This is a genomic window from Stenotrophomonas sp. STEN087 (assembly GCF_056759115.1).
In genome coordinates, this window is the sequence record NZ_JBRRCR010000005.1 from 68,024 (window position 1) to 93,337 (window position 25,314).

21 protein-coding genes are annotated in these 25,314 nt (G+C 67.5%); 7 read left to right on the plus strand and 14 right to left on the minus strand.

Features of this window, described 5'->3' with window-relative positions; genetic code table 11:
• Positions 1-73: 73 nt before the first annotated feature.
• From ACVOK1_RS02645 to ligA, 8 genes are all read right to left on the minus strand, one after another.
• Positions 74-1,426, minus strand: coding sequence for a serine hydrolase domain-containing protein (locus ACVOK1_RS02645; RefSeq protein ID WP_481560999.1), 1,353 nt, complete (start codon positions 1,424-1,426; stop codon positions 74-76).
• A gap of 149 nt (positions 1,427-1,575) precedes the next feature.
• Positions 1,576-4,116, minus strand: a complete 2,541-nt coding sequence (locus ACVOK1_RS02650) for a membrane-bound PQQ-dependent dehydrogenase, glucose/quinate/shikimate family (RefSeq protein WP_481561000.1) — start codon at positions 4,114-4,116, stop codon at positions 1,576-1,578.
• Positions 4,117-4,301: 185 nt separating this feature from the next.
• On the minus strand, positions 4,302-7,016 hold the full coding sequence (gene gyrA, locus ACVOK1_RS02655; protein WP_108769245.1) for a DNA gyrase subunit A: 2,715 nt from the start codon (positions 7,014-7,016) through the stop codon (positions 4,302-4,304).
• Positions 7,017-7,253: 237 nt separating this feature from the next.
• Positions 7,254-8,318: an S-methyl-5-thioribose-1-phosphate isomerase gene (mtnA, locus tag ACVOK1_RS02660; protein ID WP_108769246.1), complete on the minus strand. Its 1,065-nt coding sequence runs from the start codon at positions 8,316-8,318 to the stop codon at positions 7,254-7,256.
• Positions 8,319-8,365: 47 nt separating this feature from the next.
• Positions 8,366-9,106 (minus strand): DUF3011 domain-containing protein, encoded by a 741-nt coding sequence (locus ACVOK1_RS02665; RefSeq protein ID WP_481561001.1) that lies wholly within the window; start codon positions 9,104-9,106, stop codon positions 8,366-8,368.
• Positions 9,107-9,238: 132 nt separating this feature from the next.
• A complete protein-coding gene (gene epmA, locus ACVOK1_RS02670) occupies positions 9,239-10,180 on the minus strand; it encodes an EF-P lysine aminoacylase EpmA (protein ID WP_481561010.1) in 942 nt (313 codons plus the stop codon).
• An 11-nt stretch (positions 10,181-10,191) separates the two neighbouring features.
• Positions 10,192-10,677, minus strand: coding sequence for an N-acetyltransferase family protein (locus tag ACVOK1_RS02675; RefSeq protein WP_481561002.1), 486 nt, complete (start codon positions 10,675-10,677; stop codon positions 10,192-10,194).
• 52 nt (positions 10,678-10,729) lie between these two features.
• Positions 10,730-13,195 carry an NAD-dependent DNA ligase LigA gene (gene ligA / locus ACVOK1_RS02680; protein ID WP_481561003.1) on the minus strand — a complete coding sequence of 822 codons (2,466 nt, stop codon included), beginning with the start codon at positions 13,193-13,195 and terminating at the stop codon, positions 10,730-10,732.
• A gap of 414 nt (positions 13,196-13,609) precedes the next feature.
• Between ligA and ACVOK1_RS02685 the strand changes: the two genes are divergently transcribed.
• Positions 13,610-14,722 (plus strand): pyridoxal phosphate-dependent aminotransferase, encoded by a 1,113-nt coding sequence (locus ACVOK1_RS02685; protein WP_481561004.1) that lies wholly within the window; start codon positions 13,610-13,612, stop codon positions 14,720-14,722.
• 71 nt (positions 14,723-14,793) lie between these two features.
• Here the strand turns inward: ACVOK1_RS02685 and zipA are convergent, their stop codons facing one another.
• The 6 genes from zipA to ACVOK1_RS02715 form a co-directional block, all read right to left on the minus strand.
• Positions 14,794-15,531 carry a cell division protein ZipA gene (zipA, locus tag ACVOK1_RS02690; protein WP_108769252.1) on the minus strand — a complete coding sequence of 246 codons (738 nt, stop codon included), beginning with the start codon at positions 15,529-15,531 and terminating at the stop codon, positions 14,794-14,796.
• A 46-nt stretch (positions 15,532-15,577) separates the two neighbouring features.
• On the minus strand, positions 15,578-19,081 hold the full coding sequence (gene smc / locus ACVOK1_RS02695) for a chromosome segregation protein SMC (RefSeq protein WP_481561005.1): 3,504 nt from the start codon (positions 19,079-19,081) through the stop codon (positions 15,578-15,580).
• A gap of 247 nt (positions 19,082-19,328) precedes the next feature.
• A complete protein-coding gene (gene rplI, locus ACVOK1_RS02700; RefSeq protein WP_481561006.1) occupies positions 19,329-19,781 on the minus strand; it encodes a 50S ribosomal protein L9 in 453 nt (150 codons plus the stop codon).
• A gap of 105 nt (positions 19,782-19,886) precedes the next feature.
• Positions 19,887-20,117 (minus strand): 30S ribosomal protein S18, encoded by a 231-nt coding sequence (rpsR, locus tag ACVOK1_RS02705; protein WP_002804494.1) that lies wholly within the window; start codon positions 20,115-20,117, stop codon positions 19,887-19,889.
• An 11-nt stretch (positions 20,118-20,128) separates the two neighbouring features.
• The gene (gene rpsF, locus ACVOK1_RS02710) at positions 20,129-20,566 is read right to left on the minus strand and encodes a 30S ribosomal protein S6 (RefSeq protein ID WP_049445625.1); all 438 of its coding nucleotides are present in this window, start codon (positions 20,564-20,566) and stop codon (positions 20,129-20,131) included.
• Between the two features lie 198 nt (positions 20,567-20,764).
• Entirely contained in the window at positions 20,765-21,103 is a 339-nt protein-coding gene (locus ACVOK1_RS02715; protein WP_108769254.1) for a HesB/IscA family protein, read from the minus strand.
• Between the two features lie 129 nt (positions 21,104-21,232).
• Here ACVOK1_RS02715 and asnS point away from each other — a divergent pair, with 129 nt between their 5' ends.
• From asnS to ACVOK1_RS02745, 6 genes are all read left to right on the plus strand, one after another.
• Positions 21,233-22,627, plus strand: a complete 1,395-nt coding sequence (gene asnS, locus ACVOK1_RS02720; protein ID WP_116863291.1) for an asparagine--tRNA ligase — start codon at positions 21,233-21,235, stop codon at positions 22,625-22,627.
• Positions 22,628-22,660: 33 nt separating this feature from the next.
• Positions 22,661-22,960, plus strand: coding sequence for a hypothetical protein (locus tag ACVOK1_RS02725; protein ID WP_108769256.1), 300 nt, complete (start codon positions 22,661-22,663; stop codon positions 22,958-22,960).
• Between the two features lie 7 nt (positions 22,961-22,967).
• Complete coding sequence (locus ACVOK1_RS02730; protein ID WP_481561007.1) at positions 22,968-23,282, plus strand: hypothetical protein; 315 nt, start codon at positions 22,968-22,970, stop codon at positions 23,280-23,282.
• 10 nt (positions 23,283-23,292) lie between these two features.
• Positions 23,293-23,931, plus strand: a complete 639-nt coding sequence (locus ACVOK1_RS02735) for an FMN-binding negative transcriptional regulator (RefSeq protein WP_481561008.1) — start codon at positions 23,293-23,295, stop codon at positions 23,929-23,931.
• Positions 23,932-24,002: 71 nt separating this feature from the next.
• On the plus strand, positions 24,003-24,665 hold the full coding sequence (can, locus tag ACVOK1_RS02740; protein WP_200752526.1) for a carbonate dehydratase: 663 nt from the start codon (positions 24,003-24,005) through the stop codon (positions 24,663-24,665).
• 19 nt (positions 24,666-24,684) lie between these two features.
• Positions 24,685-25,206: a 3-hydroxyanthranilate 3,4-dioxygenase gene (locus ACVOK1_RS02745; RefSeq protein WP_313204414.1), complete on the plus strand. Its 522-nt coding sequence runs from the start codon at positions 24,685-24,687 to the stop codon at positions 25,204-25,206.
• Positions 25,207-25,314 lie beyond the last annotated feature (108 nt).

The following is a 25,314-nucleotide window of genomic DNA, read 5'->3' on the forward strand; positions in this document are numbered from 1 at the left end:
CGCTGAAACCCCGCGCTGCGCGCGATAGTCGACCAACGGTCGACTCTACCCCCGGTCCGGCTTGTCGCCTGCATTACAGCGGCAAACGCCGTGCGATGTAGTTGACCACGTTGCCGACCGCATCCGGATCCACGTTGGCCAGGCCGATGACCACGTAGCCCTGCTCGGGCAGCACCACGATGGCACTGTTCGAGCCAGGCGCCCCGCCCTCGTGCCCGTACTGGCGCTGGCTGCCCTGCCCCTGCACGACGAAGCCATAGCCATACCAGCCCTTGTGGTTCTGCGCGGTGGTGGCCTGCTTCAGCAGCTCCGGCGATACCAGCTTGCCGCTGCGCAGGGCCTCGCAGAACTTCAGCATGTCTGCGGCGGTGCTGTAACCACCACCGGCCGACATGCCGCGCCAGGGCAGCGTCTTGGTTTCGCGTACCCACTGCCCGTCCTTCCTGGTATAGGCGATGGCACGGTGCTCAACATCCACGGTTTCCGGCTCGAACCCGGTAGCGGTCATTCCTGCCGGGCGCAGGATGTGCGCGTCCACGTAGTCGTAGTACGACTGCCCGGAAACGGTCTCGATGATGCGGCCAAGCACGATGAAGCCGTAATTGGAGTAGGCATCCTGGCTGCCGGGCGTGAACTGCGGCGCATCCTTGGCGAAGCGCTGCACGTAGTCATCCAGCGTCTTCAGCGAGGCCGAGTACTGGTCGAAATCATCGCCGAAGAAATCGCCCAGGCCGCTGGTGTGGGTCAACAGCTGGCGCACGGTCACGGTATCGGCGACGGCCTTGTTCGGATAGTCCGGCAGGTACTTGCCGATCGTATCGTCCAGGCTCACTTTGCCGGCCTGCACCAGCTGCAGGATGGCCACCGAGGTGAACATCTTGTTGGACGAGGCCAGGCGGAATCGGGTCTGCGCGTCGACTGCCTTGTTCACGCCGCGGTCGGCCAGGCCTGCGTGCCAGTCCAGCAGCACGCGCCCGTTCTGCGCCACCAGCACGCTACCCGACAGCGCATCCTCAGCGGCCAAGGCGTCCAGCTTTGCACGGGCGTCGGCCATCAGCTGCGGCAAGGCGACGCGTGCGGGCTGGTATTTTTCCGGCGTGGGCGTGCCTTCCAGCTGGAACAGCTTCAGTTGTGCCGGATGGGCCGGGTCCATCTCCGCGGTCACCAGCATCGCACGCTCGGTCTGCTGCGCCAGCACCAGCAGCTTCACCTGCAGTGGCGTGCTCTCACGCACCTCCAGCAGCTTCAGCGGGCCGGTCGACTCGTGGAACTCCAGATAGTCCTGCGGAGTGCTGCCGTCCTTCTTGGCGTAACGCTCAGCGAAGGCCTGCAACTGCTCCAGGCTGCCGGCATTGAACGCTGCCAGCCAGCCATCAGCCGCACGTCGGGCCTCAGGAGCGGGCGGCGCAGCGTGCGCGGCGCCCATGCACAACAGCATCAACAAGGCCCAGAGCACTGGGCGGGCGGAAAGACAGCGCACGAACATGGCGATTCCTTCGCAGACGAGGCGTGCGGCCATCCTAGCCCAACGCCAGCCCCGCGAGGATGGCGTTGGGGTGTCGCCCACCCATCACGTCACTTCGGCAACGCGTACGCCATCACGTAATCGCCCTTCGGCGTTTCCATGAAGTGGTGCCCGGCCGCGACGATCACCACGTACTGGCGGCCGTCCTGCTCGTACACCATCGGGTTGGCCTGGCCACCGGCCGGCAGCTTGACGTGCCACAGCTCCTTGCCGGTCTTCAGGTCGATCGCGCGCAGCAGGTCGTCGGTGGCGGCGGCAATGAAGATCAGGCCGCTGGCGGTCACCACCGCGCCACCATTGTTGGGCGTACCAATCTCGATCGGCAGGCCGGAGCGGATGCCGAACGGGCCATTGCCACGGGCGCTGCCGAACGGACGGTCCCACAGCAGCTTGCCGGTGCGCAGATCGACCGCGCGGATGCCACCGTAGGGCGGCTGCTTGCACAGCAGGCCGGTGAACGGCAGGCGCCAGCCAGCATTGACGTCGATGGCGTACGGCGTACCGACCTGCGGGTCACCCGCACCCTCGGCACCACCCTTGTCGGTGCGGATATCTTCGCGCGGCAGCCAGCCCTTGCGGTCAGCTTCGGCGCGCGGCACCAGCCGGTTGTAGTTGGGCATGTCGTTGTAGTTGGCCACGATCACGCCGCGACGCGTATCGATGGCCACGCTGCCCCAGTCCGAACCACCGTTGTAGCCGGGGTATTCAATCGAATGATGATCGGCGCTCGGCGGCGTGTAGAAACCCTCGTAATGCGCTTTGCGGAACTGGATGCGGCACACCAGCTGATCAATCGGGGTGATGCCCCACATGTCCTGCTCGGTCAGATCGTGTTCGCGGCGCAGCGTGTGGTACAGCGAGAACAGCTGGGTGGGCGAACGCTGCTCCGGCTCGGCACCACCACCGGGCACCTTGCGCTCTTCGGCCGGGGTCAGCAGCTGGCCGGTGCGGCGGTCGAGGATGTACATGTCGCCCTGCTTGGTCGGCAGCAGGATGGCCGGCACCTTGCCCTGCGCGGTCGGGTAGTCGATCAGGCTCGCCTGCGAGCCCATGTCGTAGTCCCAGACATCCTTGCGCACGGCCTGGAAATGCCAGGCCGGCTTGCCGGTGGTCACGTCGATGGCCACCAGCGAGGTCGCGTACTTGTTCTGGTTCTCGGTGCGCGAGCCGCTCCAGTAGTCGCCCGCGGAATTACCCATCGGCAGGTAGACCAGGCCCAGCTTTTCATCGCCGGTGGCGGTGGTCCACATGTTCGGCGTACCGCGCGTGTATTCCTTGCCCTGCGCCGGCAGGCCGGTCAGTTCCGGCTGGTCCATGTCCCAGGCCCAGCGCAGCTTGCCGGTCACCGCGTCATAGGCCTGGATGACGCCCGAGGGTGCATCGCGGCGCTGGCCGTCCAGCACCTGGTGGCCGGTGACGATGACGCCGCGCACGATGGCCGGTGGCGAGGTGATGGAGACGTAGCCCGGCGGCGTTTTGCCCATGCCCAGGGTGATGTCGACCTGCCCGTTGTTGCCGAAGTTGGCGCACGGCTTTCCGCTGTCCGCGTCCACCGCGATGATGCGGCCGTCCAGGGTGCCTTCGATGATGCGCGCGGTGCAGGCCGGGCGGTTGCCGGGCACGCTGGCCGCGCCGGGGGTCGGCGGCGGCGCCGGCAGTGCCAGATCGGCGGCCGCGTCGGCCAGCGCGGCATCGACCACGGCGGCGCCACTGGGCTGCTCGTAATAGGACACGCCGCGGCACGCTGCGGTATAGGGAATCGAAGCGTCTTTCACCTTCGGATTGAAGCGCCAGATTTCCTTGCCGGTACTGGCATCGAGCGCGATCAGCTGGTTGCGCGCGGTGCACAGGTACAGGCGGTTGCCGATCTTGAGCGGCGTGGTTTCCGCGCCCCAGCGGTTTTCCGGCAGGTCGCCGGTGCGGAACTGCCAGGCCGGTTGCAGCGTGGCCACGTTGTCCGGGGTGATCTGCTGCAGCGGCGAGAACCGTGTCGCGGCGTTGTTGCGGCCCCACGCGGCCCAGTCACCGTCGGCCGGTCGGTCGGAGGGCTGCAGGCCCGTGGTGTCCTCGGTTGGATCGATGCCGGTCGACGCAGCCGCGTCGGGGAACGGCTGGTCGCCGCGCACTTCGCCATGCGGCACGAAGGCCAGCGCGAAGGCCGCCACGAAGACCAGCATCAACACCGCCGCAACACCACGCGATGCGCGACGCGGGAAAGGCTGCTGCAGCGTCGGTGCCAGCAGCGCCATCACGATCGCCAGCGCGGTCACCAGGCCCAGCCGTGGCACCCAGCGCCAGTAGGTGCTGCCCGATTCCCACCACGTCCACAGCAGCGTGCCGACGAAGATGAGGGAGAACAACAGCGCGGCGCTGCGGCGGTTGCCCCACAGCAGCACGCCGCTGACCAGCATGGCGATGCCGGCGATGGCGTAGTACCAGGAACCGCCCAGCGTGAGCAGCCAGACGCCCAAGCCGCCGATGACCGCGCCGAGCAGGATCAGCAGCAGGGAGAGAACGGTGGCCACCGGGTGCCGGCGACGCGGCGGGAGGGTCTGGCCATCGGGAGGAACAGCAGCGGGGGTGGCAGGCATTTCAGGCTCCAGGGCGCGACCGTGCGGTCGGTTGGACGGGGGGGGGGGCTCCACTGCGGCCGGCCCCGTCCGCTGGTTCACCAACCGTTATCCGCCCCTGCCTGTGAAATGAATGCGTTCTTTGCCCGCAAACAACGACGCCGGCACAAGGCCGGCGTCGTCGGGTACCTGTCATCGCGGCAGGATCACTCCTGCGCGGCGTCCTCGCTGCTGGCAGCAGCCGGTGCGCCGTCGGTCGCGGCCGGGGCGGCGGCTGCCACCTCGTCCTCGTCCTCGTCGATCGAGGCATCCATGCGCTCCACCGCCTGCAGCTTCTCGTCCTTGGACAGGCGGATCAAGGTGACGCCCTGGGTGTTGCGGCCGACGCGGCTGATTTCAGAGCCACGGGTACGCACCAGGGTGCCGCCGTCGGAGATCAGCAGGACCTCGTCATCCGAACCCATCAGCACCGCGGCGACCAGCTTGCCGTTGCGCTCGGTGGTCTGGATGCCGATCACGCCCTGGGTGCCACGACCCTTGCGCGGGTAGTCCGGCAGCGGGGTGCGCTTGCCGTAGCCGTTCTCGGTGGCGGTCAGGATGTACTGCACGCTGGCGTCGTCGGCGCCGTCGATCACCGCATCGCCAGTGGCTGCGGTTTCCTCGACACCATTGTCGTCCTCGTTCTCGTCCTCGCTGCCGCCGGCACTCTCGGCCACGATCAGGCTGACCACTTCCTCGCCGGCCGGCATCTTGATGCCGCGCACGCCGGTGGCGGTACGGCCCATCGAGCGGACCTTGTCCTCGCCGAAGCGCACGGTCTTGCCGTTGGAGGCGAACAGCAGGATGTCACGCTCGCCGTCGGTCAGGCCGACGCCGACCAGAGCATCGCCTTCGTCCAGGTTGATCGCGATCTTGCCGCGGGCCAGACGGAAGGCGAACTCGCCCAGCGGGGTCTTCTTGACCGTACCGTTCCTGGTGGCGAAGAACACGAACTGGCCATCGGCGTACTCGCGCACCGGCAGCACGGCCTGCACGCGTTCGCCCGGTTCCAGCGGGATCCAGTTGATGATCGGACGGCCGCGGGCGTTGGAGCCGGCTTCGGGCAGCTGGTACACCGGCAGCCAGAACACCTTGCCCGAACTGGTGAAGGTCAGCAGCGTGTCGTGCGTGTTGACCAGCCACAGCTGTTCGATGAAATCCTCTTCCTTGGTCGACGCGGCACTGCGGCCACGGCCACCACGGCGCTGCGCGCGGTACACGCTCACCGGCTGGCGCTTCACGTAACCGGCGTGGGACACGGTAACCACCACGTCTTCCGGCGCGATCAGGTCGAGGATGTCCAGGTCTTCTTCGCTGTGGCGGATCTCGGTGCGACGCTCGTCGCCGAATTCTGCCTTGACGTTGACCAGTTCCTCGCGGATGACCTGGCGCAGGCGGTCGGGATCTTCGAGGATGTGGATCAGCCCGGCGATCACTTCCAGCAGCTGCTTGTACTCGTCGGTCAGGCGGTCCTGCTCCAGCCCGGTCAGGCGGTGCAGGCGCATTTCCAGGATCTGGGTGGCCTGGATCTCGGTCAGCTGATAGCCACCCTCGATCAGGCCCACGCCCTTGGGCAGGTCTTCCGGACGCGAGGCTTCGGCACCGGCGGCGCCCAGCATCGAACCGACCAGCCCCGGTTCCCACAGGCGGGCGAGCATGCGTTCGCGCGCTTCGTTGGGGTTCGGCGAGGTCTTGATCAGTTCGATCATCTCGTCGATGTTGGCCAGCGCGACGGTCAGGCCTTCCAGCACGTGGGCACGGGCGCGCGCCTTGCGCAGCTCGAACACGGTGCGGCGGGTGACCACTTCGCGACGGTGGCGGACGAAGGCCTCGAGCATCTGCTTGAGGTTCATCAACTGCGGGCGGCCGTCGACCAGCGCCACCATGTTGATGCCGAACACCGATTCCATCTGCGTCTGCTGGTACAGGTTGTTCAGCACAACCTCGGCAGATTCACCGCGCTTGATCTCGATGTAGATGCGCATGCCGTCCTTGTCGGACTCATCGCGCAGCTCGCTGATGCCTTCGATCTTCTTTTCCTTGACCAGCTCGGCGATCTTTTCGATCAGACGCGCCTTGTTCACCTGGTAAGGAATTTCAGTGACGATGATCGATTCGCGGCCGTTGTCGGCCACTTCGATATCGGCACGGGCACGGATGCGCACGCGGCCACGGCCGGTGCGGTAGCCGGCGACGATGCCGGCGGTGCCGTTGATGATGCCGGCGGTCGGGAAATCGGGGCCCGGGATGTACTCCATCAGGCCGTCGACGTCGATCTCCGGGTTGTCGATCAGCGCGATGCAGGCGTTGATCGACTCGCTCAGGTTGTGCGGCGGGATGTTGGTGGCCATGCCCACCGCGATACCGGCCGAACCATTGACCAGCAGGTTCGGGAACCGGGTCGGCATGACCGTCGGCTCCAGTTCCTTTTCGTCGTAGTTGGGCTGGAAATCGACGGTTTCCTTGTCGATGTCGGCCATCAGCTCATGCGCGAGGCGCGACATGCGCGCTTCGGTGTATCGCATGGCCGCGGCGGAGTCGCCATCGATCGAGCCGAAGTTACCCTGGCCGTCGACCAGCATGTAACGCAGCGAGAACGGCTGTGCCAGACGCACCAGCGTGTCGTACACCGACTGATCGCCATGCGGGTGGTACTTACCGATGACGTCACCGACGATACGCGCCGACTTGAAGTAGGGCTTGTTGCTGTGCGCGTTCAACTCGTTCATCGCGAACAGCACGCGGCGATGCACCGGCTTGAGGCCGTCGCGCGCATCCGGGAGCGCGCGGCCCACGATCACGCTCATCGCGTAATCGAGGTAGCTCTTGCGCATCTCGTCTTCCAGGTTGACCTGGATGATTTCCTTGGCGGTTTCTGCCATTCGGGTTCCGTTGTCTGGTAGCGGTCCAGTCCGGCGCAGCCCTCTGCGGGAGGGGGTCGTGCCGGAACCTCGATTCAACCTGCGGATACTACCACAACAGGCCGTTTTCCGCCTCCCTTTACGGGGATTTTACCGGCACAAATCAGGAACTTAGGGGGTTGCCAGCCAGCGGCCGGCACCACCGGGGCCTGGGTCGGAGCCCTTTCCTGCGGAAAGGGATCCGACCCTGCACCTGCATCAACCGCCGAAGGCGGCGCGCATGTTCTCGGCGGTCGGGTTCAGGATGACCCCGCGCTCGGTCACGATGGCGTCGATCAGCTCGCCCGGGGTGACGTCGAACACCGGGTTCCAGGCGGCGATGCCCTCGGCTACGGTGCGGGTACCGCCCACGCCGTACAGCTCGCCCGGGTCGCGCTGCTCGATCTCGATCTGGCTGCCGTCCACGGTGTCCATGTCCACCGTCGAGGACGGGGCCACGACCATGAACTTCACCCCGTGGTGGCGGGCGGCGATGGCCAGCTGGTAGGTGCCGATCTTGTTGGCGGTATCGCCGTTGGCGCAGATGCGGTCGGCACCGACGATCACCCACTGCACCGCGCCGGTCTTCATCAGGTGCGAGGCGGCGGAATCGGCGATCAGGGTGGCATCGATGCCATCCTGCTGCAGCTCCCACACGGTCAGGCGCGCGCCCTGCAGCCACGGCCGGGTCTCACCGGCAAACACGCGGGCGATGCGGTGCTGGGCCATGCCGGCGCGGATCACGCCCAGCGCGGTACCGAAGCCGGCGGTGGCCAGCGAGCCGGTGTTGCAATGGGTCAGCACGCCGCTGCCGGCGTCGATCAGGCCGGCACCCAGCGCGCCCATGTGGCGGTTGGCGGCCAGGTCTTCCTCGGCGATGGCCTGGGCTTCGGCTTCCAGCAGCGCCTTCCAGTCGGCGCCGGCGGCGGTCAGGCAACGGCGCATGCGGGCCAGCGCCCAAGCCAGGTTCACCGCGGTCGGGCGCGAGGCGTTCAGCCGCTGCAGGGCCGGTTCCAGCTGCTGCAGGGCATGCGCGCCATCGGCAGCCTGGACCTCGCGTGCGGCCAGCACCACGCCCCAGGCGGCGGCAATGCCGATGGCCGGCGCACCGCGCACGGTCAGCGCGTGGATGGCGGTGGCGACGTCGTCGCTGTCATGGCAGACCACGTGTTCGACCACGAACGGCAGCTTGCGCTGGTCGAGCAGTTGCAGGGCATCGCCGGTCCACAGGATCGGGCGGATGTGGTCGTAGCGGGCGTAGTCGAGGTCGGTGGCAGTGTTCATGGGCCCATTGTAGGGCCACGCCCCGCGTGGTTGGAGCCTGCCCGGGCTCAATTCACCGAGAATTCGGCGCGGCAGCCGCCGTCCACCCAGATGCCATTGCGGCTCCAGCCCCAGGTCCTGCCTTCCTCACAGGGCGTGCCGGACAGCTGCTTGATGACCTTGGCCTCGGTGGAAATGGTGGCGCCGCAGAAGCGCCGCCGCTTGGACTTGGATTCGCAGGTCAGCTTGCGGGCCACGTCTACGAAACGCCCGGCATCGTCGGCCACTTCGAAATCGCCCTGGCAGCCGCGGCTGGTCCAGACTTCATTGCGCTTGTAGCCCCAGCCCTGCCCTTCGCGGCACGGCAGCACCGAGAGCTGGCGCAGCAGTCGCACCGGCGCGCCATCCAGCCGCACCGGGCAGCTCTGCGGGCGGCCATTGGATTCGCAGCGCACCACGCGGCGCACCAGGTGCTTGCTCTTGCCTTCGCCGGCAGCGGCGGAGCTGGCGGTACCTTCAGCGCCGCGTGCACGGAATTCGGCACGGCAGCCCAGAGTCACCCACACGCCGCTGCGGTCGGTACCCCACTCGCTGCCACGGATGCAGGTGTTGCTCGACAGCTGGCGCACCAGGTCGACGCCGTTGCTGACGTCGATATCGCAGTGCACCCAGCCCATGTCGCGCGATTCGCAGGTTACTACTTCGCCTTCGTAGCCCGCTGCCTGGGCAGACGCCGACGACGGCAGCAGGCCGCCCCATATCGCCATGGAGTACACCGGTGCCGCGACGACCGCAAACCACTTGACCAAAGCATTCCCCAACGGAGCGGATGAACCACGATGCCAGTGTCCTGCATCAGGCGTGATAAGACCATCATCGTGCTTGCTGAATCAAGCGCGAAATCCGTTGTTTTTGTTCAGGCGCAGATCGCGCGCGGTCGTTCAGGCGTGGGCGAAATCAAACGCAAGGACATCAGCGATGCGCGGCGTGCGGTTCATCGCCATCAGCAGGCGGTCCACGCCCACCGCCACGCCTGCACAGGCCGGCATCGCAGGCAACGCGGACAGCAGTGCCTCATCCAGCGCAGGCTGCACCTGGCCGCGTTCGTGCCGGCGCTGCTGGTCGCGCTCGAAGCGCGCACGCTGTTCGCCGGCATCGTTCAGCTCGTGATAGCCGTTGGCAAGCTCGACCGCCCCCAGGTACAACTCAAAGCGCTCGGCCAGCGGCGGCGTGCCCGCGCGGATGCGCGCCAGCGCGGCCTGGCTGGCCGGCCAGTCATGGACCACGGTCATGACCGCGTCATCGAAGTGCGGTTGGATGCGATGAGTCATCAGCAGGTCCAGCCAGTCATCGCGGGTCAGGCCGACCGGGTCGATGTGCACCTCACCCAGCGCCGCGCGCAACGCCGCTTCGTCCGCATCGAACGGATCGACGCCGGCGTGCTGCTGGAACAGTTCGCGGTAGCTGAGCACGCGCAGGGTCGCCGTGCGCCCGACCAGCGCCAGTGCTTCGCGCACCAGCTCGGCGGTTTCCTGCATCAGGCGATGGTGATCCCAGCCCACGCGGTACCACTCCAGCATGGTGAACTCGGGATTGTGGCGACCACCGGCCTCGCCGTTGCGGAACACCCGGCCGAGTTCGTAGCAGTCACCCACGCCGGCAGCGAGCAGGCGCTTGAGCGGGAATTCCGGCGAGGTGCGCAGCCAACGGCGGCGGCCACCGGCATCGACGTGGCCGCTGAAATCGGTATGGAAGCTGTCGATGTTCGGCTCGGTGTTGCCGGCCACCGACAGGATCGGCGTTTCCACTTCCAGCACATCCCGCTCGGCGAAGAAGCGGCGCAGCAGGGCGTTGAGCGCGGCACGCTGCTGCAGCGCGCGCATCAGGGCCTCGCTCACAGAATGCCCTCCGGGCGCGGATGGTCCAGTGGCAGGGTCAGCAGATCGCGGGTGTCATCGATGTAGCCGCTGGCCAGATACAGGCGCCGCGCCAGCTCGTTGTGGTGATTCACCTCCAGGCGCATGCGGCTGACACCGCGCCCGCGCGCACGCTGTTCGCAGGTGGCCAGCGCCTGCTTGCCACGGCCGCGGCCGCGCGCGCGGTGCGCCAGGTACAGCTCGTCCAGCAGCACGAAGTGACCGCCCTGCTCCAGGCTGAAGCCCATCGCGATCACTGCGTAGCCGCAGACCTCGCCCGCCTCATCCAGCCACAGCAGCACTTCGCCGTTGCGCGGGTCGGCCAGCAGCGCATCGACGCCGCGGCGTACGCGTGCGTCATCGAATTCGATCTTGTCCTCGGCGTAGAACTCGCGCATCAACGCGATCAGCACCTCCTCATCGGCGCGGGTGGCCAGGCGGAAATCCAGCGGGGCGGTCTGCATCGGGTGTCCTCTCATGCATCAGGCCGGGCGCGCGTGGCGCCCGGCGGGGTCATCATTCGTGTTCGGCCAGGTAGGCCAGCAGGCGGTCTTCATCCCACACCGGCACGCCCAGCGACTGCGCCTTGTCCAGCTTGGAGCCGGCCTCGGTGCCCGCCACCAGGAAACTGGTCTTCTTGGAGACACTGCCGGACACCTTGGCGCCCAGCGCTTCCAGGCGGTCCTTGGCGGCATCGCGGGTGAGCTGGGCCAACGTGCCGGTGAGCACCACCGTCTGCCCGTCCAACGGACCGGCCACGACCTCGGCCAGCGCCGGCGCCTTGGCCAGGATGTGCTGCATCTCGGTTTCCGCCGCCAGCAGCATCGCGCCATGGCCATCGGTGTCCAGCCACTGGGCGACCCCGCGCGCGGTGTCATCGGGCAGGCCGGCATTGACGAACTGGCCATGCTCGGCATCGAGCACGGCCTGCGCGCTGGGCAGCACCGCCACCAGCTTTTCCGCACGCAGGCGGGTAATGCCGGGAATCTCGGCTTCCACCAGCAGCTGGGCCAGGTCCAGACCCTCACGCAGCTTCGCGCTCGGCGGATGGGCATCGCGGATGCGCACCTGGCCGACCTGCAGCAGCGCGTCGATGGCGTCCTGGTTGCCTTGCTGCTCGAAGAAGTGGCCCAGCGAGCGCGCCACTTCGCCACCGATGTCCGGCACGCGCTTGAACAGCGGCCACGGCAGGCGGCGGATCAACGCCAGATCACCAAACCACAGCGCCAGCGCCTTGGCAGTGCTCTCGCCCACGTGTTCGATGCCAAGTGCGAACAGCAGCCGTTCCAGGCTGGCCTCGCGGCTGGCATCGATGGCGGCGATCAGGTTGTCGGCCCACTTGGTCGCGATCTTCTTCGTGTTCCATTCAAACGCCGCCGGCTGCACCAGCGCCTGCGCGCGCCACGCCGGGTCCTGGCCGTCGAGCTTGAGCACGGCCTTCAGCACGTCGCCACTGCCTTCGGCCGGCAGATGCGGCTTCAGGTTGTTGGCCAGCGCCGAGGGATCCTCCGCGTCGAGCACCAGTTTCAGGTGCAGCAGCTGGTCGCGGGTGAGCTGATACAGATCGGCGACGCGCGTGACGATGCCGGCGTCGACCAGGGTTTCGATGTACTTGTCACCCAGGCCATCGATATCCATCGCACGGCGCGATGCAAAGTGGGCGATGGCTTCTTTGCGCTGCGCCGGGCAGGACAGTTCGCCCGAGCAGCGCCACGCGGCGGCACCTTCTTCGCGCACGATTTCCGAGCCGCACACCGGGCAGCGGGTCGGCATCTGCCACGGGGTGGTGCCCTGCGGACGACGGTCGAGGATGACGCTGACCACTTCGGGAATGACATCGCCGGCACGGCGCACGATCACACTGTCGCCCACGCGCACGTCCAGGCGTGCGATCTGATCGGCATTGTGCAGGGTGGCGTTGGACACGATCACGCCGGCCACCGCTACCGGCGCGAGGCGCGCGACAGGCGTTGCGGCACCGGTGCGGCCGATCTGGATCTCGATCGCCTCCACCGTGGTGCTCTGTTCCTGCGCCGGGAACTTGTGCGCGATGGCCCAGCGCGGCGCGCGCGAGACGAAGCCCATTGCCTGCTGGCCGGCGCGGTCATCCAGCTTGTAGACCACGCCATCGATATCGAACGGCAGGCCATCGCGGCGCTCGCCGATGTCACGGTAGTAACCGAGCAGGCCGTCGGTACCGTCGACCACCTTGCACAGTTCGCTCACCGGGAAGCCCCAGGCACCCAGCTGCGCCAGCGTGCCCGAATGGGTATCGGGCAGTTCACCGCCCTGCACCTCGCCGGTGCCGTAGGCGAAGAAGCTGAGCCTGCGCTGCGCGCTGATCTTTGCATCCAGCTGGCGCAGCGAACCGGCCGCGGCATTGCGCGGGTTGGCCAGCACCTTGCCGCCGTGCAGGCGCGCGCGATCGTTGTAGGCCTCGAAATCGGCACGGGCCATGTAGACCTCGCCGCGCACTTCCAGCACGTCCGGCCAGTCCTGGCCGTGCAGTCGCTTGGGGATGTCGCCGATCTCGCGCAGGTTGGTGGTCACGTCCTCGCCGGTGCTGCCATCGCCACGGGTGGCGCCCAGCACGAACTGGCCGTCTTCATAGCGCAGGCTGATCGCCAGGCCATCCATCTTCGGTTCGGCCGAGAACTGCAGGCTGCGGCGGCCCAGGCGCTCGTCGATGCGGCGCACGAAATCGGCCACTTCCTCATCGCTGAAGGCATTGGACAGCGACAGCATCGGCACCGCGTGGCGCACCTCGGCGAAACGCCCGGACGGACGCGCGCCCACCTGCTGGGTGGGGCTGTCGGCGCGGGCCAGTTCCGGGTGCTCCTGCTCCAGCGCTTCCAGCTCGCGCACCAGCCGGTCGTAGTCGACGTCGGGGATCTCCGGCGCGTCCAGCTCGTGGTAGGCACGGTTGGCCTGGGCGATCTGCCGGCGAAGGTCTTCGGCGCGTTCGGCGGGGCTGGAGCTCATCGGGATCCGATACTTCTGGGATGGCCGTGAATTCTACCGCGCCCGCGTGTCAGGCCTCGTCATGCCCGCCCTGCTCGGGGTCGGATCCCCGAAGGGGCTCTGACCCCGGCCGTGGATTGCCGCCCTTGTAGAGTACGGGGGGGGTGGGGGGGGGGGGGCGCGCCCGCTGCCCGACCAGGCCGGGCAAAAAAACCAGAGGAAAGCCCCCCCCCCCCCCCCCAGGAGCGGGGGGGGCGGGGGGCCCCCCGGCGGGGCGCCCCCCCCGCGGTCGCCGCCCCGCGGGCTGGTCCCGTCGGGGCGGGCGCGGGGGGCCCCCCTCCCGCGGCCCCCCCCCCCCGACTCTACAAGACCTTCGCTTGCCGCCCGCACCCCACCAGCGTTAGCGTGCGGCGGTTGCCCTTCGGAATCCTGCCCGTGTCCCTGCCCGCTTCCCGCCGCCACTTCCTGCAACTGGCCGGTGTCGGCCTCGTCGCCGCTGGCAGCGGCCTGCCCCGCCTCGGCCACGCCCAGCCCGCCGCGGCTCCCGCCACCGGCCCGGTCCTGCTCAACTTCAACGAGTGTCCCTACGGCCCCTCGCCCGCCGCCCAGCAGGCCGCACGCGACAGCATCGCCGGCAGTGGTCGCTACCAGTTCGCCCTGGCCGGGCAGGTGCGCGATACCTTCGTCGCCCAGGCCGGCATCCCGGCCGACCACGTGCGCCTGTACCCCGGCTCCAGCGAGCCCCTGAACCGTGCGGCCACGTTGTGGACCGGCCGACAGGCGGCGCTGGTGGTGGCCGACCCGACCTTCGAAACCCTCGGTGACATGGCTGCTGCGCGCGGCGCCCAGGTACAGAAAGTGCCGCTGCGCAATGACGGTGCGCACGACCTTCGCGCGATGGCGGCGGCCGCGCATTCGCAGCCGACGGGACTGATCTACGTCTGCAATCCGAACAACCCGACCGGCTCGATCAGCCCGCCGGCCGAGCTGGCGTGGCTGCTGGCCAACAAGCCGTCCGCCACCCGCGTGCTGGTGGACGAGGCCTATCTGCAGTACAGCGATCAGCCCAGCCTGATCGCAAAGGTGGCCCAGCGCGATGACCTGATCGTGCTGCGGACGTTCTCCAAGCTGTACGGCATGGCCGGCCTGCGGCTGGGCGTGGCGGCAGCCCACCCTGACCGCCTGCGCGAACTGGCCAGCCTGGGCGAGAACCCGCTGCCGGTGCCGGCGCTGGCGGCCGCGCTGGCCAGCCTGCAGGACCCGCAGTTGATCGCGCAGCGCCGGCTGCAGAATGCCAAGGTGCGCCAGGCCACCATCGCCTGGCTGGGCAAGCGCGGCTTCAGCTGCGTGCCGTCCGAAGCCAACTGCTTCGTGGTGGATGTGCAGCGCGACGGCAACGCGTTCGCCAAGGCGATGGCCGACAACGGCGTGGTGATCGGCCGCAGCTGGCCGATCTGGCCGCAGCGGGTGCGGGTGACCGTCGGTACAGAAGAAGAAATGGCGGCGTTCCGCCAGGCGTTCGCGAAGGTCGCCGGCGTACCGGCGTAACCCATCCACGCATGGCGTGGATCTACCCGGGTGGGTGCCGACCGTTGGTCGGCACACCGGAAAAAACGCTTTTACCAGCGCGGGGTCTTGGTCAGCGGCGGGGCCTGGTGCTGGCGGTCATAGGCACGCAGCTCATCGCGGATGTGCGCGATGCGCTGGCGGCCCAGGGCGTTGCGGCTGTCATCCAGCACCACGCCATCGAGCAGCTCGGCCATGCGCTGCACGGTCGGCAGCATCTTTTCCCAGGCATCGAGCGCGGTCAGCGGCGCCGGAAGGGTCAGGAAGAAGGCGATGGCCGGGGTTTCCATGGCGCGGATGTTGGCCATGTCGAAGCTTCCCGGCTTCATGATGCTGGCCATCGAGAAGATCGGGCCCCGCTCGGGATGGCCTTCCACCAAGCGGTGGAACACGTTCATGTGGCCAAACACCAGGCCGGTCTTCTCGGCCGCCACCACGATATCCTCCCCGCGCAGCTGCTCACCGGCGCGGGCGGCCACGAACAACGACACGATCTTGTCGAAGTCCTGCGTCGCACGCTTGCCCAGATCGCTGCTGCCCGGATCGGTATCGGCCAGGCCGAGTTCGGCCTGCTGGCCTTCATCGCCCAGGCCCGGTTCGCCACGGCTCTCGGCCAGGGCCACGCCGTCTTCGCCCAGCACCGGCTCGCGACGCTCGCCGCTGGCCGGTTCGGCGCTTTCCACGCGGCGCCCCTGCGGCTTCTTCTTCGGGCGGCCAAACAGGAAGATCGCAGCCACCAGCAGCAGGCCGGCGGCCAGGATGCCGATGCGCAACAGTGCCGTGTCGGTCATTCGGTAGGTACTCCGGCTAGTTCATTCAGGTAACTAGAATGGCACGTCATGCCGCGCCCGCCAATCGCGCGGCTTCTTCCAGGTCCACGCTGACCAGGCGGCTGACGCCCGGCTCGCGCATGGTCACGCCCGAGAGCTGGTGGGCGGCCTCCATCGTCGCCTTGTTGTGGCTGACGAACAGGAACTGCACCTTCTCGCTCATTTCCTTGACCATGTTGGCCAGGCGGCCGACGTTGGCCTCGTCCAGCGGCGCGTCCACCTCGTCCAGCAGGCAGAACGGCGCGGGGTTGAGCTGGAAGATCGCGAACACCAGCGCCACCGCGGTCATCGCCTTCTCGCCACCGGACAGCAGCGAGATGCTGGATACGCGCTTGCCCGGCGGCCGCGCCATGATGGTCACGCCGGTGTCGAGCAGGTCTTCGCCGGTCAGTTCCAGGTAGGCATGGCCGCCACCGAACAGGCGCGGGTACAGCGCCTGCACGCCGGCGTTGACGCGGTCGAAGGTGTCCTTGAAGCGGCCGCGGGTCTCGCGGTCGATCTTGCGGATGGCGTCTTCCAGGGTTTCCAGCGCGGTGGTCAGGTCGGTGTGCTGCGCATCCAGGTAGTCCGATCGCTGCGAGGCCTCGCCGTACTCATGGATGGCCGCCAGGTTGACCGGCTCCAGCCGGCGCATGCGTCCATCGATCTGGTGCACGGCTTGCTCCCAGTCGCCCAGGCGCGCATCGTCGGGCAGCGCGCTGAGCACGTCCTGCAGCACGAACCCGGCCTTTTCCACCGCGCCCTGCAGCGTCTCGGCGCTGAGCACCAGGGCCTGCTGGTCGAGCTTGCGCTGGGAAATGCGCTCACGCTGGGCCAGCGCCTGTTCGTCGCGCTGGTGGCGGGTCTGTTCGTAGTTGCGCAGCTCGGCGTCGATGCCATCGAGCAGCGTGCGCGCTTCGGTCAGCACGCGGTCGGCACGCACGCGCTCTTCCAATGCGTTCTGGTGCTCGGCCTGCAGCGACTCGACCGGCGAATCGCCCTCGTCCAGCTGCGAATGCAGCTCGCCCAGGCGCGAATCCAGCTGGCCGCGCTGGGTGCTCATGCGCTCCAGCGCCTGGCTCAGCGAACCCACCTGGGCGCGCTGCGATTCCAGGGTCAGTGCCAATGCGTGCGAACGCTCGCGCACGGCGCGTGCCGCTTCACGGGCCAGGTCTCGCGCCTCGGTCAACTGGCGGCGCTCGCCTTCCAGCCCCTGCCGCGTCGACTCCAGGTCGCCCATGCTGCTGACCGCATTCTCCAGCCGCGAGCGCGCCTCACGCGCCTGTTCGCGGTTGACGTCCAGCGTTTCCAGCAGCTGCGACAGCTCGCCTTCGATGCGATCGATACGCGTGCGCGCCGCCTCCACCTTGCCCTGCTGGCCCTGCAGCTGGCCGGCCAGCTCGGACACCGCGCGGTGGGCCTGGTACAGCGAGCGCTGCGCGTCTTCGCGCTGCTGCTCCGCGGCCAGCAGCTGCTCACGGAAACCGGCCAGCTGTTCTTCCAGCGCGGCCTCGCGGTCCTGCAGCTGTTCGATCTGCTCGCGCAGTTCGTTGATCTCGCGTTCGCGCAGCAGTGCGCCTTGCTGGGCGGCACCGGAGCGCGACACGCGCAGCCAGCCCTGGCCCAGGCGCTCGCCGCCCTGGGTGATGATCGAATCGCCGTCGGGCAGGCTGCCCTGCAGCGTCTTCGCTTCGGCCAGGTCGCGGGCACCGTGCAGGTGCGCCAGCAGGCGGCGGATCGCCACCGGACCGCGCACGCGTGCCGCCAGCGAGGTCGGCGCCACCTTCAGATCGCCGGCATCGCCGGCCACCAGCGCGATGCGGCCATCGCCCAGCTCGCCCAGTGCATCGACCAGGCGTGCCGGATCATCCACCAGTACGCCTTCGATCAACTGACCGAGCGCGCTTTCCACGGCGTTTTCCCAGCCCGCGTCGACGTCCAGGCGTTCGCCCACGCGTGCGGCCGAATCCAGCCCATGGGCTTTCAGCCACGCCACGGCAGCGCCCTGCTCCTGGCCGAGTGCGGCCTGCTGCAGGGTTTCCAGCGATGCCAGGCGGCCGCGCAGGCCATTGGCCTGCTTGCGCAGCTCGGCCAGTTCGTTCTGCCCGGTGCGCTGCTGCTCCTGCACGGCGGTCACGCCCTGCTTGCAGCGTTCGACGTCGTCACCGAGTTCGTCCAGCGCGGTCTTCTGCGTTTCGTGCTGCAGGAACAACTGTTCGAAAGCCTCCTCCAGCGCATCCACGTCCAGCCCGGCGCGCTCGCCGGCCAACGCTTCGCGGCGGCGGTCGGCATCGAGGATCTGCTTGTCCAGGTAGTCCACGCGGGTGCGCTCTACATCGCCGGCGCGCGAGGCTTCCGAGCTCTGCGAGGTGTGCTGTTCCCAGCGCTGCTGCCAGCTGGCCAGGCGGTCTTCGGCCTCGCGCAGGCTTTCCTGCTTGATCTCGTTCTCTTCCTGCAGCGCTTCCAGCTGCGGGGTGGCATCGTCGACCGCTTCGCGCAGCACCCTCAGCTTGGCTTCGTCAGCGCTGATGTGCTGGCCGAGCTCGGACAGCGCCTGGCGGGTTTCGTCGCGCGCCTTGTGCAGGCGCTGCGACAGTTCACGCTGATGCTGGATCTGCTGCTCGACGCGGGCCAGCGTGCTGCCCACCTGGTAGACGGCAGCCTGTGCGGTATTGAGCGCGTCGGCGGCCTCTTCGCGGCGCACGCGCGAGGTCTCGATGCGCGCCTCGGCTTCACGCTGGTCGGCGATCAGCTGCTGCAGCTTGGTTTCTTCCTGCGACAGGCCTTCGCGCAGCTTGGACAAGCGTCCGTCGAGGCCACGGAATTCCAGGGTCTTCCACTCGGCATCCTTGACCCGGCGCTCTTCCTGCAGCGCCTGGTACTGCTCGGCCTGCCGGGCCTGGCGCTTGAGGTGCTCGAGCTGCTTGCTGATCTCGTCGCGCAGGTCGCCCAGCCGGTCGAGGTTCTCGCGGGTATGGCGGATGCGGGTTTCGGTTTCCTTGCGGCGCTCCTTGTACTTGGAGATGCCGGCGGCCTCTTCCAGGTACACGCGCAGGTCTTCCGGGCGCGCCTCGATGATCTGGCTGATCATGCCCTGCTCGATGATCGAGTAGCTGCGCGGCCCCAGGCCGGTGCCCAGGAACAGATCGGTGATATCGCGGCGGCGGCACTTGGTGCCGTTGAGATAATAGTTGCTGCTGCCGTCACGGCTGACGGTGCGCTTGACCGAGATTTCGTTGAACGAGGCGTACTCGCCGGAAATCGTGTGGTCCGAATTATCGAAGATCAGCTCGACGGTGGCCTGCGAGACCGGCTTGCGGGCATTGGAACCGGAGAAGATCACGTCGGTCAGCGAATCGCCGCGCAGGCGGCTGGCCGAGCTTTCGCCCATGACCCAGCGCACGGCGTCGATGATGTTCGACTTGCCGCAGCCATTGGGCCCCACCACGCCGGTCATGTTGGTCGGCAGGTGCAGGGTGGTCGGATCGACGAACGACTTGAAGCCGGACAGCTTGATCGTGGAAAGACGCATAGAGGTTCCGGACTGGGGCCGGCGAGCGGCCTGCTTACCCTCCAAGTCATTGATCCTGCTGGGATCGCTGGCCGTGGAACGGGTGTGACGCCCTGAGTATACCGATGTAGGCCGGTTCTACGAGGTATGTTCTACGGGGGCGTGGAACATTCCCCGGGCCCGGCCGCGCGGACAGGGGCCCGCATAAACAAAAACGGGCACCCTTGCGGGCGCCCGTTCTGGTGATACCAGGCCTTTCGGCTTGGGATCAGGCCTTTTCGGCTTCAACCACAACCTTGACGGTGGTTTCGACGTCGGCGTGCAGGTGCACCAGGACGTCGTACTCACCGATGTTGCGGAAGGCACCTTCGCCCAGGATGACTTCGCTCTTGTTCAGCTCGAAGCCGGCAGCGGTGAAGGCTTCAGCGATTTCGCGGGCGCCAACCGAGCCGTACAGCTTGCCTTCGGTCGAAGCGTTGGCGGCGATGGTCACACTCGCGCCTTCCAGCTTGGTCTTGCGGGCGTCAGCGTCGGCGTGGATGGCCTGGGCCTTGGCTTCGTATTCGGCGCGCTTGGCTTCGAACTCGGCCTTGTTGCTCTCGGTGGCCGGAACGGCCTTGCCCTGCGGCACGAGGAAGTTACGGCCGTAGCCCGGCTTCACGTCGACCAGGTCGCCCAGGTTGCCGAGGTTGGTGACTTTCTGCAGGAGGATCAGCTGCATGGTATTGCTCCAGATAAGTTATTCGTTAGCGAGGCGAAGCCCCGCAACAAAGGCTGTCCGAATAGCTGGCACAGCGGGGGCGGCACCGGGCCGCCCCGCCGGGCATCAGACGTCGTGGTTGTCGGTGTACGGAATCAGGGCCAGGAAGCGAGCGCGCTTGACGGCGGTCGCCAGCTGACGCTGGTACTTCGACTTGGTACCGGTGACGCGGCTCGGCACGATCTTGCCGTTCTCGGTCAGGTACTGGCGCAGGGTGTTGAGATCCTTGTAATCGATCTCCTTGACACCTTCAGCGGTGAACTTGCAGAACTTGCGACGACGGAAGAACTTGGACATGGGAAGGCTCCTTAGGCGGCAGAAGCGGCGTCGTCGCCGGCTTCGTTGTCAGCGGTGGTGGTGGACTCGCCTTCTTCGTCGTCACGACGACGGCGCTCACCGCGCTCCGGCTTGTCACCCTTCTCGTCCTTGCTCTTCATGATCAGCGACTGCTCGGTGTCAGCCTCGTCACGCTTGATGACCAGGTTGCGCAGCACGGCGTCATTGAAGCGGAAGCTTTCGGTCAGTTCGTTCAGAACGGCCTGGTCGGCTTCGATGTTCAGCAGCACGTAGTGCGCCTTCACCAGGTTCTGGATCGGGTAAGCCAGCTGGCGGCGGCCCCAGTCTTCCAGACGGTGGATGGTGCCGTTGCCGTTCTCGACCAGCGACTTGTAGCGCTCGATCATGGCCGGGACCTGCTCGCTCTGGTCCGGGTGGACCATGAACACGATTTCGTAATGACGACTCATGTTTTTTTCTACCTTTCGGATGTGGCCTTGCGGCCGGACAGCCCCCCGCCGTGGATACCGCGGTGGGGCAAGGGTTCCCGCCAGGAAGGCAGGAAGCCGCGCATTATGGCGCAGATGGGGGTGCCGGGCAACCGGGCCGCGGCGGGCGAAGCTGAACCCGGTAGCGCCGGGCCATGCCCGGCGGGCGCAGGACCAGGCTCAGGCCTTGTCGGCGTCGGTGGTGAAGCTCTCGCCGCAGCCGCATTCAGCGGTGGCGTTCGGGTTGCTGAACGTGAAGGTCTCGCTCAGGCCGTGCTTGCCGAAGTCGATCACGGTGCCGTCCACCAGGGCCAGGCTCTTGGCGTCGACGTAGATCTTCACGCCCTCCTGGTCGAACACGGTGTCACCCTCGCGCTCGTCACGGGCCAGGTCGGTCACGTGGCCCCAGCCGGAGCAGCCGGTCTTGGTCACGCCGAAGCGCAGGCCCAGGGCGCCGGGGGTCTGGGCAACAAAGCGCTGCACGCGCTCGAAGGCGATGGGGGTCAGGCTGACGGCCATGAGGCTCACTCCAGGGGTACGGGGACATTATAAGGAGCCAGGGTCGCGAAAAATGCCTCGCAAGCAGAACGCTGCAACCGGTAAACTCCCGTGTTCACAGATCAGGTCGATCAGCAGAGGATTCAAGTCATGACGGTGGTCAGCGTTGAACATGCGCTTGCCGGGAAGATCCCGGAAGGCGGCGAAGTCACGGTACGCGGATGGGTGCGCACGGTGCGCGGTTCAGCGAATCTGGCCTTCGTCAATGTGAGCGACGGTTCCTGCTTCGCGCCGATCCAGGTCGTGGCCAACGACACCCTGGCCAATTTCGACGAGATCAAGCGCCTGACCAGCGGCTGCTCGGTCATCGCCACCGGCACCCTGGTAAAGTCGCAGGGCAAGGGCCAGTCGTTCGAGATCCAGGCCAGCGCACTGGAAGTGGTCGGCTGGGTCGAAGACCCGCTCACCTACCCGATCCAGCCCAAGCCGATGTCGCCGGAGTTCCTGCGTGAAGTGGCGCACCTGCGCCCGCGCACCAACCTGTTCGGCGCGGTCACCCGCATCCGCAACTGTCTGGCCCAGGCCGTGCACCGTTTCTTCCACGAGAACGGCTTCAACTGGATCAGCACCCCGATCATCACCACCTCCGACGCCGAAGGCGCCGGCCAGATGTTCCGCGTGTCCACCCTGGACATGGTGAACCTGCCGCGCGACGAGAAGGGCGCGATCGATTTCAGCCGCGACTTCTTCGGCAAGGAAACCTTCCTGACCGTGTCCGGCCAGCTGAACGTCGAGGCCTACTGCCTGGCGCTGAGCAAGGTCTACACCTTCGGCCCGACCTTCCGCGCCGAGAACAGCCACACCACCCGCCACCTGGCGGAGTTCTGGATGATCGAGCCGGAAATCGCCTTCGCCGACCTGGCCGAAGACGCACGCCTGGCCGAGGAATTCCTGAAGTACCTGTTCCGTGCCGTGCTGAACGAGCGCGGTGACGACCTGGCCTTCATCGCCGAGCGCGTGGACAAGAACGCGATCACCAAGCTGGAAGACTTCATCAACGCACCGTTCGAGCGCATCGACTACACCGATGCGGTCAGCCTGCTGCAGAAGTCGGGCAAGAAGTTCGACTTCCCGGTCGAGTGGGGCCTGGACCTGCAGACCGAGCACGAGCGCTGGCTGACCGAAGAACACGTCGGTCGCCCGGTGGTGGTCACCAACTACCCCGAGCACATCAAGGCCTTCTACATGCGCCTGAACGACGACGGCAGGACCGTCGCCGCGATGGACGTGCTGGCCCCGGGCATCGGCGAGATCATCGGCGGCAGCCAGCGCGAAGAGCGCCTGGACGTGCTGGACGCGCGCATGGCCCAGTTCGGCCTGGATCGCGAACACTACAGCTGGTACCGCGATTTCCGCCGCTACGGTTCGGTGCCGCACGCCGGTTTCGGCCTCGGCTTCGAGCGCCTGGTGGTCTACGTCTGCGGCCTGTCCAACATCCGCGATGCGATCCCCTACCCGCGCGCCCCGGGCAGCGCGGACTTCTAAGCCCCATCCAACGACCACGGAGGTACTGCCCCCATGACCCTGTTCTTCGCCCTCTGTTTCGTCGGCGTCGCAGTGGCCGGGTTCAGTGCCTTCGTGATCTTCTGGCCATTGACCCTGGTACACGTGCGCGACCGCCATCCGGCGCTCGCCGCGCGCTTCGGCAATGGCGCCTTCCTCAAGCCCGATGCCCTGGCCTGGCTGCTGCGCCGCGATTACCGCCAGCAGCCGGACCGTTCGCTGTCCGGGCTGGCGACGCCGGCCTGGGTATCGCTGCTGACCCTGCTGGCCGGACTGGGCATGGCCGCCCTGCTCTGGCTGGTCTCGCTCTGGTAACACACACATGAACGACAACAACGACGCACGTGACAGCTGGTGGCTGGCCAACCTCGGCAACACCCTGATCTGGGCCCGCCTGCGCGTGCGCCCGGCCGGTACTGCCGAAGTGCTCGACAGCGACGGCAACACGCTGAGCTATGACAGCGAAGACACCGCCCGTTCGCAGCTGTTCGACGCCGAATTCGTCGAGTACGACGGCCTGGACGAGGAAGATGCGCTGGTGCGTGGCTTCAGCCTGCACGAAGTGCAGCCGCCGCAGGCCGGCAGTGATGAAGGCCTGCGCGGGCGCATGATCCAGTCGCTGGGCGCGCGCGCCTGAGGCGCAAACCATGTTCACCCCGCGCGACTTCGCCGAGACCGACCTGCTCTGGCTCGATCGCCTGCTGGCGCGTGATCCGTTCGTCACCGTGCTGACCACCGGCGCCGACGGCCTGCCCGAACTGACACGGGTGCCGGTGCTGTACCGCCGCGAGGGCAACCAGGTTGAACTGCGCGGCCACTGGGCCCGCGCCAACCCGCAGTCGCGCCACGACGGCGCAGCCAAGGTACTGGCCGACGGCCCGCACGGCTATGTGTCGGCCAGCTGGTACCCGGACAAGGAAGCCGCCTCGCGCGTGCCGACCTGGAACTACGCCGCCGCCGAACTGCGCGGCCAGCTGCAGCGCTTCGACGACACCGACGAGCTGGCCCAGCTGGTCTCCGACATCGGCGACCGCTTCGAAGCCAGCGTCGGCCAGGACTGGCAGTTCGAACCGCAGCGTGACGACCACCGTCGCCAGCTGCGCGGCATCATCGGCTTCCGCTTCCAGGTCGAACAGGTGCAGCTGAAGCTGAAACTGAGCCAGAACCACCCCGAGGCCAACCAGCAGGCGGTGATCGCCGAACTGGAAAAGCTCGACACCCCGCATTTCACCGAGCTGGCGCAGTGGATGCGCTGGCATCGCGCGCAGACCGCCGCCAGCGACTGAGCGCATTGTTTCCCGCGACGGCGCGGCCGGATGGCCACGCTCCTCGCCCACCCGACGCCAGGGACCCGAACATGAAAGACATCCACAAGCTGCTGCAGAACAACCGCGACTGGGCCGACCGCATCGAGAAGGAAGACCCCGAGTTCTTCCACCAGCTGGCCAAGCAGCAGCACCCGGAATACCTGTGGATCGGCTGTTCCGATTCGCGCGTGCCGGCCAACCAGATCATCGGCATGGCGCCGGGTGAAGTGTTCGTGCACCGCAACGTGGCGAACGTAGTGGCCCACACCGATCTGAACTGCCTGAGCGTGGTGCAGTACGCGGTGGACCAGCTGAAGGTGAAGCACATCCTGATCGTCGGCCACTACGGCTGCGGCGGCGTGCACGCCTGCCTGCACAACACCCGCGTCGGCCTTGCCGACAACTGGCTGCGCCACGTGGGCGACGTCATGCAGAAGCACACCGCGATCATCGATTCGATCGAGACCGACGAGCTCAAGCACGCCCGCCTGTGCGAACTGAACGTGATCGAGCAGGTCGCCAATCTGTGCCGCTCGACCATCGTGCAGGACGCCTGGGCCCGCGGCCAGAAGCTGATGGTGCATGGCTGGGTGTACAGCCTGAAGGACGGCCGCGTGCGCGAGATGGGCATCGACGTGGGTTCGCCGGAGGAACTGCAGCCGGCCTACGAAAAGGCCCTGTCCTACGTGCCGCGCCAAGGCAAGCGCGACTGACCTTCCGGGGAAACCGACCATGCTCGCCTCGCCGATCAACCTGCACGCCTGGATCGAAGAACACCGCCACCTGCTGAAGCCGCCGGTGGGCAACAAGATGATCGACAACGGCGACTTCATCGTGATGGTGGTGGGCGGGCCGAACTCGCGCACCGACTACCACTACGACGAAGGCCCGGAGTGGTTCTACCAGCTCGAAGGCGAGATGGTGCTGAAGGTGCAGGAAGACGGCGCGGTGCGTGACATCCCGATCCGCGCCGGCGAGATCTTCCTGCTGCCGGCCAAGGTGCCGCATTCGCCGCGGCGCCCGCCGGGCGGCATCGGCCTGGTGGTCGAGCGCAAGCGCCTGCCCCACGAGAAGGATGGCGTGATCTGGCATTGCGAACGCTGCAACCACAAGCTGCACGAAGAGTATTTCCCGCTGCAGAACATCGAGACCGACCTGCCCAAGGTGTTCGCGCGTTACCAGGCCAGCCTGGAACTGCGCACCTGCAGTGCGTGCGGGCACGTGGATCCGTTGCCGGCGCCGGTGGCGGGCTGAGCCGTCGCCCGGGCCCGGCGCCCGCCCCCCCCGGGGGGGGGGGCGCGCGGCGGGGCGGCGGGGGGGCGCGCGGGCGCCCGGCGGGGCGCGCGGCGCGCCCCCGCCCCC

Excerpts from the sequence above, each read along its gene's own strand:
- ACVOK1_RS02675 (WP_481561002.1), bottom strand. The coding sequence starts at position 10,677 with ATGCAGACCGCCCCGCTGGATTTCCGCCTGGCCACCCGCGCCGATGAG.
- epmA (WP_481561010.1), bottom strand. The coding sequence starts at position 10,180 with ATGCGCGCGCTGCAGCAGCGTGCCGCGCTCAACGCCCTGCTGCGCCGC.
- rpsF (WP_049445625.1), bottom strand. The coding sequence starts at position 20,566 with ATGAGTCGTCATTACGAAATCGTGTTCATGGTCCACCCGGACCAGAGC.
- can (WP_200752526.1), top strand. The coding sequence starts at position 24,003 with ATGAAAGACATCCACAAGCTGCTGCAGAACAACCGCGACTGGGCCGAC.
- ACVOK1_RS02645 (WP_481560999.1), bottom strand. The coding sequence starts at position 1,426 with ATGGGCGCCGCGCACGCTGCGCCGCCCGCTCCTGAGGCCCGACGTGCG.
- rplI (WP_481561006.1), bottom strand. The coding sequence starts at position 19,781 with ATGCAGCTGATCCTCCTGCAGAAAGTCACCAACCTCGGCAACCTGGGC.
- ACVOK1_RS02725 (WP_108769256.1), top strand. The coding sequence starts at position 22,661 with ATGACCCTGTTCTTCGCCCTCTGTTTCGTCGGCGTCGCAGTGGCCGGG.
- zipA (WP_108769252.1), bottom strand. The coding sequence starts at position 15,531 with ATGACCGACACGGCACTGTTGCGCATCGGCATCCTGGCCGCCGGCCTG.
- gyrA (WP_108769245.1), bottom strand. The coding sequence starts at position 7,016 with ATGGCAGAAACCGCCAAGGAAATCATCCAGGTCAACCTGGAAGACGAG.
- ACVOK1_RS02745 (WP_313204414.1), top strand. The coding sequence starts at position 24,685 with ATGCTCGCCTCGCCGATCAACCTGCACGCCTGGATCGAAGAACACCGC.
- ligA (WP_481561003.1), bottom strand. The coding sequence starts at position 13,195 with ATGAGCTCCAGCCCCGCCGAACGCGCCGAAGACCTTCGCCGGCAGATC.
- ACVOK1_RS02715 (WP_108769254.1), bottom strand. The coding sequence starts at position 21,103 with ATGGCCGTCAGCCTGACCCCCATCGCCTTCGAGCGCGTGCAGCGCTTT.
- ACVOK1_RS02735 (WP_481561008.1), top strand. The coding sequence starts at position 23,293 with ATGTTCACCCCGCGCGACTTCGCCGAGACCGACCTGCTCTGGCTCGAT.
- asnS (WP_116863291.1), top strand. The coding sequence starts at position 21,233 with ATGACGGTGGTCAGCGTTGAACATGCGCTTGCCGGGAAGATCCCGGAA.
- ACVOK1_RS02650 (WP_481561000.1), bottom strand. The coding sequence starts at position 4,116 with ATGCCTGCCACCCCCGCTGCTGTTCCTCCCGATGGCCAGACCCTCCCG.
- rpsR (WP_002804494.1), bottom strand. The coding sequence starts at position 20,117 with ATGTCCAAGTTCTTCCGTCGTCGCAAGTTCTGCAAGTTCACCGCTGAA.
- mtnA (WP_108769246.1), bottom strand. The coding sequence starts at position 8,318 with ATGAACACTGCCACCGACCTCGACTACGCCCGCTACGACCACATCCGC.
- smc (WP_481561005.1), bottom strand. The coding sequence starts at position 19,081 with ATGCGTCTTTCCACGATCAAGCTGTCCGGCTTCAAGTCGTTCGTCGAT.
- ACVOK1_RS02730 (WP_481561007.1), top strand. The coding sequence starts at position 22,968 with ATGAACGACAACAACGACGCACGTGACAGCTGGTGGCTGGCCAACCTC.